This is a genomic window from Pseudomonas sp. GL-B-26 (assembly GCF_019947405.1).
Lineage (GTDB): Bacteria > Pseudomonadota > Gammaproteobacteria > Pseudomonadales > Pseudomonadaceae > Aquipseudomonas.
In genome coordinates, this window is the sequence record NZ_JAGYGJ010000036.1 from 54,227 (window position 1) to 66,180 (window position 11,954).

The window sequence follows — 11,954 nt, forward strand, 5'->3', positions numbered from 1 at the left end:
CCTTGTAGGAGCTGCCGAAGGTTCGGGCCGCGTTCGGACGATCTTTTGATCTTTCTAGATCGCCAAAAGATCGCAGGCTTCGCCAGCTCCTACAATCTGTGAGATCTTCGCGCCACTGGTTCTTGCTGGAGTTGCTTGATGCTGTCACTGCTTACCGATCACCCATTGATCTGCGCGATGGCTTTGGTCCTTATCGATCTTGGGCTATGGCGCCTGCTCAGTGCCAATGGCAGCCAATGGAAAATGGTCGTGCGGCTGGTGATTTTTTCGTTGTTCAGTGTCCTGCTGTTCAACGAAGGCCTGAACCCCATGGAAACGGCGCCCTGGGCCGACAACGTCCCGCTGCACCTGGCGGCCACCGGATTGCAGATCGGCTGGTGGTTGTTCGGCGCGCGCACGCTGACGGTGCTGATCGGCGCGGTGATGATGCAACGGGTCGGGCACACCGGGCGCTTGCTCCAGGATTTGCTCGGCGCGGTGATTTTCCTGATCGCGATCATCGCGGCGTTGGCGTACGTACTCGATCTGCCGGTCAAGGGTGTGCTGGCGACCTCCGGCGCGTTGGCGATCATCGTCGGCCTGGCCTTGCAAAGCACCCTCAGCGACGTGTTCTCCGGGATCGTCCTCAACACCACCAAGCCCTATCAGCTGGATGACTGGATCTCCATCGACGGCACCGAAGGCCGGGTCATCGACATCGACTGGCGCGCGACGCGCCTGCAAACGGCCCAGGGCAGCATGGCGGTGATCCCTAACTCCCTGGCGGCCAAGGCCAAAATCATCAACTTCAGTCGGCCCAGTGACATTTTCGGCGTCTCTATCAGCTTGCAACTGAGCCCGCACGCGCGTCCGCAAACGGTGATCGACGCGCTGGAACGGGCGATGCAAGGATGCCGTTATTTGTTGATCAAACCGGCACCGTGTGTAGCGTTGAAAGGTTCCAGCGCCACTGGAGTGGAATACGAAATCAGTGGTTTTGTGGTCTCCATGGATCAGAAACGCATGGTCCGTAATCTGCTGTTCGACCTGGCGTTCCGGCACTTGCAGGCCAGCGGCGTCAGCCTGTTGTCGAACGTCGAACCCAATGCACCTGCCAACCTGTCGCGGCCACGGGCATTGCTGGATGCGTCGAATATCTTCTCGACCCTGCGTCAGGAAGAGAAAGAAACCTTCAGCCAGAACATGAAACTTCAAAACTTCCGCGCCGGTGAAATGATCCTGCCGGCGGGGGAGGTCAGCGATCATTTGTTCATCATCGAATCCGGCGTCGTGTCGGTGGAACTGAGCCGCGGCGGGGTCAAGTTCGAATCCGGGCGCATGGGCCCGGGTGAGGTAATCGGCGAGGGTGGGATTTTGTCCGATACGGCGCTACCGGCGGACTTCAGCGCCAAGACGTTCTGCAGCTTGTACCGGATAGAGAAGGAATACCTCAAACCGTGCCTGGATGCGCGGCATGACATCGGCGAAGCGATGAAGGCGTTGCTGGATTTCCGCTTGAACAAGGCTCAGACGTTGACCCAGGAAGCGCCTAGGGTTGTGCAGAAGAAGGGATTTTTGCAGTGGCTGCGCAACCGAGCGTAGGGGCTCGAAGGTCATGGGCGCGGGTGCAGTCGAGTGAGTCGGCAGCAGGCGCCTGGCCAACAAGCTGTGCGCCGACCAGGGTACGGTCATGACTGTTCCAGTACTCGAACGGCACATGTTGCCAAATCATGCCGACGGGGCCGGCGATCAACAGCAAGGCTAGATAAGCCAGGGTTTGTCGACGGGTCAGCGGTTTTTTGTGCGCCGACTGCCGCGCTGCGATCCGGGCGCGGCCATGTCCATGAATCTGGGCGAGCAGAAAGGCTTCGCGCGCCTGTTCCGGCATTTGCCACAACAAGGATTCCAGGTAACAACGCGATTCGGAATTCGGCGAGATAGCCGGTGGCAAAGGCATTTCGGATGAGGACGACATGGGCAGGAGGTACTCGTTTCCGGCATCCCGGCCGCGTTATCAAGAATGAATCGCATTCTAGTGGTGTCGGTGCGGTGATGGCAATTACCCATATAGATTATTTTCAACCCCGCCCATTGGCATCCTCATCTTCCCGGTAATTGGCTATTTGCTGCAGGTCAGTGCGGGATTAACTTAGCTCCACACCCTTTGTGACTGGAGCCCACCATGCAACCGCGTATTGATTTCTACACCGCTTCCCCAGATGCACTCAAAGCCATGATCGCGCTGGAAACCGCTGTTTCTAAGTTGCCGCTGGAAAAGACCTTGATCGAACTGGTCAAGCTGCGTACCTCGCAAATCAACGGCTGCGCCTTCTGCCTGGATATGCACAGCGCCGATGCCCGCAAGGGCGGTGAAGACGAGCGCCGTCTGTACACACTGTCGGCCTGGCGTGAAACGCCGTTCTTCACTCCGCGTGAACGTGCGGCGCTGGCGTGGACCGAGTCGCTGACGCTGCTGAGCCAGACTCACGCACCGGATGAAGACTACGAACTGGCGGCGTCCGAGTTCAGCCCGAAGGAACTGGTCGACCTGACCGTGGCGATTACCACCATCAACGCGTGGAACCGTCTGGCGGTTGGCTTTCGCAAAATGCCTCAAGCCTGATCAATGAGCGTCTGCTGAGGGAGCGGCCGGTGGTTGCACCTTACGCATCAAGGGCACCATCGCCGTGGCGATGATGAAGCAGACCATGATCATCAGGAACGCGTCGCCGTAGGTTTGTGTCTGCGCTTCGCGGTAGGTCAGCAGCCACAGCTGATGCAGGCTGGCGGTGACGCCCGCGTCACCGCTTTGGCCGAGGGTGGCGAAGTTGTTGCCGACCTGGGACAGCCACTGATTCAGTGCTTCATTGGTGCTGTTGAGGTTTTCCGCCAACCGGGTGAAGTGCAGGTTGGTGCGGTCATTCAGAATGGTCGCGCACGCGGCGATACCGATGGCGCCACCCAGGTTTCGCATCAGGTTGAATAACCCCGAAGCATGTTTGAGCCGCGCCGGTGCCAGACCACCCAAGGTCAACGTCACCGCTGGCGGCACCGCCAGTTGCTGGGCAATCCCGCGCAGCGCTTGCGGCAACATCAATTCCTTAGCCCCCCAGTCATGGGTGATCGGGCTGAAATCCCACATCGACAACGCGAACAACCCGAGGCCGATCATCATGATCCAGCGCAAATCAATGCGGTTGGCCAGAAAGGCGTACAGCGGAATCGCCATGATCTGGAACACCCCGGTGGAGAAAACCGCCAGACCAATGTCCAGCGCACCGTAGCCACGCACCCGGCCGAGAAACAGCGGCGTCAGGTAAATGGTGGCGAACAGGCCAATCCCGGTGACGAACGAAAAGAAGCAGCCAAGGGCAAAGTTGCGGTCTTTCAAGGCGCGTAAATCGACGATCGGGTTGGCGACGTGCAGGGTTCTGCCGATGAACGCCAGGCCGGCGAGGCCGCTGATCCATGCCGTGGTCAGAATCGTGCTGTCGCTGAACCAGTTCCAGCGCGGGCCTTCTTCGAGGGTGTATTCCAGGCAACCGAGAAACAGCGCCATGAACACCATGCTCACGTAGTCGGCGCCTTTGAGCAGCGACAATTCCGGCTGGTCGATTTTCACCAGCATCGGCACCGCCACCGCGACAAATATCCCCGGCACCAGATTGATGTAGAACAGCCAGTGCCACGAGGAAACATCGGTAATCCACCCGCCGATTACCGGCCCCAGGGTCGGGGCCAATGAGGCCACCGCGCCGATGGTTGCCGCCGCGATCACCCGTTGCTTGCCGGTGAAGAAAAAGAACGCGGTGGTGAACACCAGCGGGATCATCGAACCACCGAGAAACCCTTGCAGGGCACGGAAGGCGATCATGCTCTGAATGTTCCAGGCTGCACCGCAGAGCAGGCTGGCCAGGGTGAAGCCCACCGCTGAAGCGCAGAACAGCCAGCGTGTCGAGAACACTCGGGACAGCCAGCCAGACAGCGGAATCACGATGATTTCGGCGATCAGGTAACTGGTTTGCACCCATGCCGTTTCGTCAGTACCGGCCGAGAGCCCGCCGCCGATGTCACGCAACGACGCCGAGACGATCTGAATGTCCAGCAGCGCAATGAACATGCCGATGCACATGGTGGCGAAGGCGAAGACCTTGGTCGCCGTTGCCATGTCGGCGGCATTGAACGGTTGCGCGGGGACGGCGAGGGCGCGGCTCATGGCACGCTGGCCACGGCCGGGGTTGCAGGTTCCTTGCGAGTGTCCACTTCAGCGGTGACCGACAGGCCCGGACGCAGATGGCCGAGCACGCCATCGGCCGGATCAAGCACGATGCGCACCGGCACCCGCTGAACGATTTTGGTGAAGTTGCCGGTGGCGTTTTCCGGCGGCAGCACGCTGAACTGCGAACCACTGGCCGGCGCGAGGCTGTCCAGATGACCGTGGAATTCCTGTCCCGAGAGCACGTCGGCATGAATGATCACCCGTTGCCCCGGCGTCATTCGCGATAGCTGATCTTCCTTGAAGTTGGCATCGACCCACAGCCCACTGGCCGGTACCACCGACAGCAGTTGCGAACCGGCCTGGGCATAAGCGCCGACCCGCGCCCGGCGATTGCCGATCACCCCGTCTACCGGAGCCTTCAGTTCGGTGTAACCCACATTCAACTGCGCCAGATCACGTTCGGCGCGAGCCTGCATCAGTGCGGCGCGGGCTTGCTGTTTCTGGGTTGCGATCACATTCAGCTGACGTTGCGCGGCGAGCAATTCAGCCTGGGCCCGGGCGCTGAGGGCTTGGGCGGTCTTGAAAGTGGCGTTGGCGCGTTGGGCGCTTTCCACCGAGACGGCGTTGCTGCCGACCAGTTTTTTGTAGCGAGCATCATCATCCCGTGAACGGGCGGTTTCGGCACCGGCGGCATCAATCCCGGCGCGTGCCTGACCGATCACCGCGTGTTGCAATTCTTCGGTGGCATCGAGATTGGCGAGCAGCGCTTCTTCGGCGGCCACCGCACCTTCAGCCTTGGCCAGGTTGGCGCGGTAATCGCGGGAGTCGAGACGAATCAGCACGTCACCGGCCTTGACCTTCTGGTTGTCGGTGACCAGCACTTCTTCGATGTAACCCGCCACCTTCGGCCCGATCACCGTCACATCGCCGCCGATGTAGGCGTCGTCGGTCTCTTCGATGAAACGGCCGGCGGTCCACCAGTGAGTCGCGTACAGCCCGGCGAACACCAGGGCAGCAATGACCGCAGTCAGCAAGATCAACCGTTTGAGCAGGGGAGGCTTGGGTGTGCTCACCGGGACAGCAAGGTCGGGTTCAAGGCTGGGCATGCTGGTCATGGAGATTACCTGTGGGGAACGGGTCTTTATTACGCGTGTAATATGACGTAGGTAATATTTGGTGGCAATTGATTTTTGTTGCCGGTCGTCAGGTCCTTACCTGAGCCAGTCGCCAGGGATGCTCGCTACAAAAACGCTTATGGTTTGAAATTGTCCTTTGAATGACTAACGGCGAACCCAACCAACGTGGAATCCATTGCTTCAAGTTAATAGGAAGCATTACTATTCGCGCCCCGTCTTCACAGCACACCGCAATGACCCCCAAGCTGCCCCGCAGACACGGCTTTTTCGAGCATTACGAAGAGTTGGTCGGGACCTGGACCCGTCGCCTGAGAAATCGTCAGCAGGCCGAGGACCTGGCCCACGACACCTTCGTGAGGGTGCTTGAGTCCGATTCGGCGATGGTTGCACAACCTCGGGCGTATTTGCACCAGACCGCGCGCAACATTGCGGTGGATGGTTATCGGCGGGAGGATCGGCGGGGCGCCATGGAGTCGGAGGCGGTTGATCACAGTGCGTCGTCGTCCGGCGACCCGGAGCATTTCATGCAGGCGATCCAGTTGGCTGACTCCATCGAACGGGCGCTCACCGAGTTGCCGGTCAACTGCCGCAAGGTGTTCGTCTGGCAGAAGATCGAAGGCCTGACCCAGGCCGAAATCGCCGAACGCCTGGGACTGTCCAAGAACATGGTGGAAAAGTATATGATCCGCACGCTGCGGCATCTGCGCGACCGCCTTGACGGATTGCAGCCATGATCGACGCTGCCTTCTCATCCCCAGCCAAACAGGAACTTCCATGATGGATACTCGTGATTGTGCGTGCGGGCAAACAACGGTTCGCGACGAGGCGGCGCGGTGGTTTGTGCGTTTGCAGGAGCCTGCGGTGAATGCCGAAGAGTCACGGTATTTCGAAGCCTGGCTGGACGAACACCCTCAGCATCGCGACGAATTCCAGTTGCTCCAGGGCTTGTGGTCGGCGGCGGATTTGCTGCCGGCGGCGCGTCTGCAAGCCTTGTGTGAAACCCCGGCAGCGCGCAGCAAACGTCGCCCGCTGGTGCGTTATGCAGTGGCCGCCAGCGTGTTGGCCGTCGCACTCGGGTTGGGGCTGTTCAGCGGTTTGAATCACCCGGCAATCTACAGCGCCGAATTCTCCACTGCCCTGGGCGAGCGACGTCATGTGGCGTTGCCGGACGGTTCGCTGATCGACCTGAACAGCCGCAGCCGCGTTCAGGTGCGCTATGAAAACGACCGCCGCAGCATCGAGCTGACGCAGGGCGAAGCGATGTTCAGCGTCGAGCACGACACCCGTCGGCCCTTCGTGGTCGAGGCGGGCAGCGGCAAGGTCACGGTCACCGGCACCCGTTTTGATGTGCGCCGCGACACCGCCCAAACCCGGGTCGTGGTGGAGCAGGGCACCGTCAAGGTTCAGGGGCACGCAGCGGCGGACAGCGATTTCATCAGCCTCACGGCCGGCCTCGGTACGCACATCGATGCCGAGGGCAAAGTGGCCGCTGCCTACGCGGTCAACCCTGCCGAGCTGACCGCCTGGCGCAGCGGCAAACTGGTGTTCAACAACACCAGACTCAGCGACGTCGCCGAGGAAGTGTCGCGCTATCGGGCGAAACCGCTCACCGTTGGCAACGACAAAGTGGGCAATCTGCGCCTGACCAGCGTGTTCAAATCCGACAACACCGATGCACTGCTCAAGGCCTTGCCGAGCATTCTTCCGGTGGCTGTGCGCACCCTCGATGACGGCAGTCAGGAAATAATTTCAAAATAAATTCAGGTTTTTTTCGAGTTGATCGTCTTCCTGTCCAACTGCAACTGGTTTGCATTAACAAGCGCACACTCTTGCGATCCACAGGACTACGTTCGACGTGAAAAAATCCACCGCTAAAAACAACAAATCACCTTGGTTGCGCCTCGCTCTCGCCCTGGCTGTCACCGCGGCGCTGCCCCAGGCTTTTGCCGCCGACGCGATTCACATCCCGGCGCAACCCCTGGGGCAGGCCTTGAGTGAACTGGGCCAGCAAACCTCGCTGCAGGTGTTCTTCAGCCCTGAGCTGGTCGCTGGCAAACAGGCCCCGGCGGTGGACGGCAACCTTTCGCCAGAAGACGCGCTGCGCCAGCTGCTGCAGGGCAGCGGCCTGCAATACCAGATCGACGAAGGTTCGGTCACGTTGATGCCGGCACCGACTTCGGCTGCAAACGGCCCTTTGGAATTGGGCGTGACCGACATCAAAGTGGTTGGCAACTGGCTCGGTGACGCCGATGCCGCCGTGGTGCAGAACCACCCCGGCGCGCGTACGGTGATTCGCCGTGAGGCTATGGTCGAGCAGGGCGCAATGAACGTCGGCGACGTGTTGAAGCGCGTGCCCGGTGTGCAAGTGCAGGACGCCAACGGCACCGGCGGCAGCGACATTTCCCTGAACGTCGGCGTGCGCGGCCTGACTTCGCGCCTGTCGCCACGCTCCACCGTGCTGATCGACGGCGTGCCGGCAGCGTTCGCCCCGTACGGCCAGCCGCAGTTGTCCATGGCACCGATTTCCTCCGGCAATCTCGACAGCATCGACGTGGTTCGTGGCGCCGGCTCCGTGCGTTACGGGCCACAGAACGTCGGTGGCGTGATCAACTTCGTCACTCGCGCGATTCCGGAAAAAGCCACCGGTGAAATCGGCTCGACCCTGGAAACCTCCCAGCGCGGTGGCTGGAAGCACATCGACACGGCGTTTCTCGGCGGCACCGCGGACAACGGCATCGGCATGGCGCTGTTGTACTCGGGCGTGAACGGCAACGGTTACCGTGAGCGCAACAACGGCAACGACATCGACGACGTGATCCTCAAGACCCACTGGGCACCCACCGATGTGGACGATTTCAGCCTCAACTTTCACTACTACGACGCCAGCGCCGACATGCCCGGCGGCCTGACCCAGGCGCAGTACGATGCCGATCCGTTTCAGTCCGACCGCAACAACGACAACTTCAGTGGCCGCCGCAAGGACGTCTCGTTCAAGTGGGCACGGCAGATCGACGACCGCACCCAGGCCGAAGTGCTGACTTACTATTCCGATAGCTTCCGTGGCAGCAACATCGCCGCTCGCGATCAGAAGACCCTCGGCTCGTTCCCGCGTACTTACTACACCTTCGGGATTGAACCGCGTGTGTCCCGTGTGTTTGATGTCGGCCCGACCACCCAGGAAGTCAGTGTCGGTTATCGCTACCTCAAGGAAGGCATGCACGAAGAGGCGAGCCGCCTGGCGCTGGTCAACAACGAGCCGGTCGTGACCAAGAGCTCCGACGGCCATGTCTATCAGGACCGCACCGGTGGCACTGAAGCCAACTCGGTGTACGTCGATAACAAAATCGACGTCGGTAACTGGACCATCACCCCCGGCATCCGCTTTGAACACATCAGCACCGATTGGCACGACCGCCCGGTGCTCGACACCGCCGGCAAACCAGTGCTGGAAAAGAACCGCAGCATCGAAAGCAACGAGCCGCTGCCGGCCCTGAGCGTGATGTATCACGTGTCGGAAGAGTGGAAGCTGTTCGCCAACTACGAAACTTCGTTTGGCAGCCTGCAGTATTTCCAGCTCGGCCAGGGTGGCACGGGTGACGAACCGGCCAATGGCCTGGAACCGGAAAAGGCCAAGACCTACGAGGTCGGCACGCGCTACAACAATGATGTGTGGGGCGGGGAAGTGACGCTGTTCTACATCGACTTCGATAAAGAGCTGCAATACATCAGCAACGATGCGGGCTGGACCAACCTCGGCGCGACCACGCACCAAGGCATCGAGGCGTCGGTGCACTACGACATGGCGGCGCTGGACCCACGGCTCGACGGCCTGACCGCCAACGCTGGTTTCACCTACACTCGCGCTGTTTATGAAGGAGAGATTCCGGGCTTCAAGGGCCGTGACCTGCCGTTCTACTCACGTCAGGTGGCGACTGCCGGTTTGCGTTACGACATCAACCGCTGGACCTACAACCTTGATGCCTTTGCCCAGTCCAAGCAGCGTTCGCCGGGTGTTGCCGTGAACGCCGACGGCAGCTTCACCAACAACTACATCACCGAAGGCACCGCGGACGGCCAGTACGGCGACATCCCGGGTTACGTCACCTGGAACGTGCGCGGCGGTTATGACTTCGGCGCGACGCTTTCGAACCTGAAAGTCGGTGCCGGGGTGAAGAACATTTTCGACAAGCAGTACTTCACCCGCTCAAGCGACAACAATTCGGGGATGTACGTTGGCGCACCGCGCACGTTCTTTGTGCAGGCCAGCGTCGGGTTCTGATAGATCTGTGGCGAGGGGGCTTGTCGGAACGCCGCATCGCCCCGTTCGGCTGCGCAGCAGTCGCAAAATTTGCGTTGTTGCCGAAATTTATAGGGCCGCTACGCAGCCGAACGGGGCGATGCGGCGTTCCGACAAGCCCCCTCGCCACAATTTAGACTTTCAACACCTTCCCGCCAATGGCCACCGCCACCAACAACACCGCCATCAACCCGAAGGCAAAACTCAAACTGCTGCCATGGGCGATAAACCCGATCAACGCAGGCCCCGCAAGAATCCCGGCATAACCCAAAGTGGTAATGGCCGGCACGGCGACGCTTTCGGGCATCACCGTCTGCTTGCCCACTGCGGTGTACAGCACCGGCACAATGTTCGAACAACCCGCCCCCAACAATGCATACCCCACCAGCGCCGCTTCCCAACTCGGTGCGAAGGTCGCCACAAACAGGCCCGCCGCGGCCGTCAACCCGCCGAACACAATCACCTGGGTAGCACCGAGACGACGCACGATCGAATCACCGGTCAAACGTCCGACGGTCATGGTCAACGCAAACGCCGCGTAACCCAGTCCCGCATAAGCGGTGTCGATCCCGCGTTCCTGCGCCAGGAACACCGCGCTCCAGTCGAGCGCCGCGCCTTCGGCGAGGAACACGATGAAACACATCCCGCCGATGAACAGCACGATGCCATGGGGAACAGCAAACGCTGGCCCCGAACTTTCGCTGCCGTAAGGCAAGAGGTGCGGCGCGGCCTTGGCCAGGGCGATCAGCAGCATCACGATCACCACCAGCGTTGCTCCCAGTGGTGAAACCCCGAAGCCGAGCAGGGCGCTGACGCCCGCCGCACCGACAATCCCGCCCAGGCTGAACAGCCCATGGAAACCCGACATCATGGTCTTGCCGCTGGCCCGTTCGACGATCACCGCTTGCAGGTTCACCGTCGAATCCACCGTTCCAAGGCCCGCGCCGAACATGAACAACGCGGCAATCAACGCCGGAATCGACGTCACCGTCGCCAACAGCGGCAGGGCCGCACAGATCAGCAACACTCCGGCGCTCACCACCCGGCGACAGCCAAAACGCGTGGCCAGAAGCCCCGCCATCGGCATCGCCAGAATCGACCCCACCCCCAGGCACAACAGCAGCAAACCGAGCGTCCCTTCATCCAGCCCGGCCCGAGCCTTGGCGTAGGGCACCAGCGGCGCCCACGCGGCGATGCCGAAACCGGCAATAAAAAAGGCGATGCGCGTGGACATCTGTTCCAGGCGTCCGGGAACAAATGCGGTTTGAGTATTGAGGTTGGTCATATCAATCCTTGGCAAAAAACGTCGCGTACCCAAGGGACAGTGATCGACCTGCGAGGGTTCGATCAACGTCCGACCAGGTTCGCGGTCAGGCAGGGTGACATCCTTGCACAGCCTGACGGTGTTTCGCGATATGTTGAGCCCGAGCAATGATTTCTCAAGGGAGGGCGCCATGGCGCGGAGGTACGATGCACGAGGCAATATCTACATGGTTGTGGCGCCCGAGTACTTGCGCAGCAATGGTATCGACATACCCGATCAGGCCAGCGATGCCGCGCAAACCCGCAAGGTCTGGGCGTTGGCGGCCATCGAAGCTTGCTGTGGCTGGGCCCCCGGCACACAACCACCGGGCAGCAAGGCCCATCGTAGCGATGGTTTGCTGGTGGGACCGTTCCAGTCGTCGCATCCTTTTGATTTGTTGATCGTGAACACCGACGGCACCCTGGCCGAGCGTAGCGGCAACGGCCTGACGATTTTTTCCCAGGCGCTCAGCGACCTTGGGCTCTGGCCGAGGGACGAGGCGTGTCTGCTCAGGGTTCATCATGACAAGGCCGATATGCCTTCACCGGGAGAAACATCGGTGAAACTGGCGCAGGTCGAAGGTGTGCACGGTTTTTGGCTGGACTTGGGCAAGCCTGCCTTCGGACCGGGGGCCGTCAGTGCCGAAGGGGTTGAAGGCGTGGCATTCAATGGTCGCGAACTCAGCCACGTACAGCCATTGGCATTGCTGGATGCCGGGTGGGCGCGCAGTCAATTCGTGCGGGTTGGCAATCCGCATTGCGTAACGCTTGTGGATAACTCGGGTGCTTTGCCGAGCAATGAGCAGATGCGCGAACCGCGGTTGTCCGAAGGGCTGACGCGTATCGCTTACGCCATGCCGACCGGGGCAGGGGAGCCGTGTGCTGCTGGCGTGAATCTGCAATGGGCGATGCTTGAGTCGGAAGGGCGAGTCGTCGCGCGGGTATTCGAGCGTGGAGAAGGGCCGACGGCGTCGTCGGGCACCAGCGCCAGTGCGGTGGCTTGCGCGGCGTGGCGGGTGGG

Annotated in this window: 10 protein-coding genes; 6 read left to right on the forward strand and 4 right to left on the reverse strand. The window is 60.9% G+C overall.

Features of this window, described 5'->3' with window-relative positions:
• Positions 1-138: 138 nt before the first annotated feature.
• Complete coding sequence (locus tag KGB23_RS21525) at positions 139-1,581, forward strand: mechanosensitive ion channel family protein (protein ID WP_223432501.1); 1,443 nt, start codon at positions 139-141, stop codon at positions 1,579-1,581.
• Here KGB23_RS21525 and KGB23_RS21530 read toward each other — a convergent pair.
• The gene (locus tag KGB23_RS21530) at positions 1,529-1,954 is read right to left on the reverse strand and encodes a hypothetical protein (RefSeq protein WP_223432502.1); all 426 of its coding nucleotides are present in this window, start codon (positions 1,952-1,954) and stop codon (positions 1,529-1,531) included. The genes KGB23_RS21525 and KGB23_RS21530 overlap by 53 nt on opposite strands.
• A gap of 207 nt (positions 1,955-2,161) precedes the next feature.
• On the opposite strand from KGB23_RS21530, the gene KGB23_RS21535 reads away from it, so the two are divergent.
• Positions 2,162-2,602: a carboxymuconolactone decarboxylase family protein gene (locus KGB23_RS21535; RefSeq protein WP_223432503.1), complete on the forward strand. Its 441-nt coding sequence runs from the start codon at positions 2,162-2,164 to the stop codon at positions 2,600-2,602.
• Here KGB23_RS21535 and KGB23_RS21540 read toward each other — a convergent pair whose 3' ends face one another.
• Complete coding sequence (locus KGB23_RS21540) at positions 2,603-4,195, reverse strand: DHA2 family efflux MFS transporter permease subunit (RefSeq protein WP_223432504.1); 1,593 nt, start codon at positions 4,193-4,195, stop codon at positions 2,603-2,605.
• Positions 4,192-5,313: an HlyD family secretion protein gene (locus KGB23_RS21545; RefSeq protein WP_223432505.1), complete on the reverse strand. Its 1,122-nt coding sequence runs from the start codon at positions 5,311-5,313 to the stop codon at positions 4,192-4,194. The genes KGB23_RS21540 and KGB23_RS21545 overlap by 4 nt, the downstream gene beginning before the upstream one ends.
• 254 nt (positions 5,314-5,567) lie before the next feature.
• Between KGB23_RS21545 and KGB23_RS21550 the strand changes: the two genes are divergently transcribed.
• From KGB23_RS21550 to KGB23_RS21560, 3 genes are all read left to right on the forward strand, one after another.
• The gene (locus tag KGB23_RS21550) at positions 5,568-6,068 is read left to right on the forward strand and encodes a sigma-70 family RNA polymerase sigma factor (protein ID WP_223432506.1); all 501 of its coding nucleotides are present in this window, start codon (positions 5,568-5,570) and stop codon (positions 6,066-6,068) included.
• A 40-nt stretch (positions 6,069-6,108) separates the two neighbouring features.
• Positions 6,109-7,092: a FecR family protein gene (locus KGB23_RS21555; protein ID WP_223432507.1), complete on the forward strand. Its 984-nt coding sequence runs from the start codon at positions 6,109-6,111 to the stop codon at positions 7,090-7,092.
• Positions 7,093-7,189: 97 nt separating this feature from the next.
• Positions 7,190-9,613 (forward strand): TonB-dependent siderophore receptor, encoded by a 2,424-nt coding sequence (locus KGB23_RS21560; RefSeq protein WP_223432508.1) that lies wholly within the window; start codon positions 7,190-7,192, stop codon positions 9,611-9,613.
• Positions 9,614-9,764: 151 nt separating this feature from the next.
• On the opposite strand, the gene KGB23_RS21565 is transcribed toward KGB23_RS21560, so the two are convergent.
• Positions 9,765-10,916: an MFS transporter gene (locus KGB23_RS21565; protein ID WP_223432509.1), complete on the reverse strand. Its 1,152-nt coding sequence runs from the start codon at positions 10,914-10,916 to the stop codon at positions 9,765-9,767.
• A 169-nt stretch (positions 10,917-11,085) separates the two neighbouring features.
• Here KGB23_RS21565 and KGB23_RS21570 point away from each other — a divergent pair.
• Positions 11,086-11,954, forward strand: an 869-nt coding sequence (locus KGB23_RS21570; protein ID WP_223432510.1) for a diaminopimelate epimerase, incomplete at its 3' end; no start/stop codon positions are given.

What these genes read in the sequence shown, in the direction of transcription:
- KGB23_RS21540 (WP_223432504.1), bottom strand. Translation starts at nt 4,195, where the DNA reads ATGAGCCGCGCCCTCGCCGTCCCCGCGCAACCGTTCAATGCCGCCGAC.
- KGB23_RS21550 (WP_223432506.1), top strand. Translation starts at nt 5,568, where the DNA reads ATGACCCCCAAGCTGCCCCGCAGACACGGCTTTTTCGAGCATTACGAA.
- KGB23_RS21545 (WP_223432505.1), bottom strand. Translation starts at nt 5,313, where the DNA reads ATGACCAGCATGCCCAGCCTTGAACCCGACCTTGCTGTCCCGGTGAGC.
- KGB23_RS21530 (WP_223432502.1), bottom strand. Translation starts at nt 1,954, where the DNA reads ATGTCGTCCTCATCCGAAATGCCTTTGCCACCGGCTATCTCGCCGAAT.
- KGB23_RS21525 (WP_223432501.1), top strand. Translation starts at nt 139, where the DNA reads ATGCTGTCACTGCTTACCGATCACCCATTGATCTGCGCGATGGCTTTG.
- KGB23_RS21535 (WP_223432503.1), top strand. Translation starts at nt 2,162, where the DNA reads ATGCAACCGCGTATTGATTTCTACACCGCTTCCCCAGATGCACTCAAA.
- KGB23_RS21565 (WP_223432509.1), bottom strand. Translation starts at nt 10,916, where the DNA reads ATGACCAACCTCAATACTCAAACCGCATTTGTTCCCGGACGCCTGGAA.
- KGB23_RS21555 (WP_223432507.1), top strand. Translation starts at nt 6,109, where the DNA reads ATGATGGATACTCGTGATTGTGCGTGCGGGCAAACAACGGTTCGCGAC.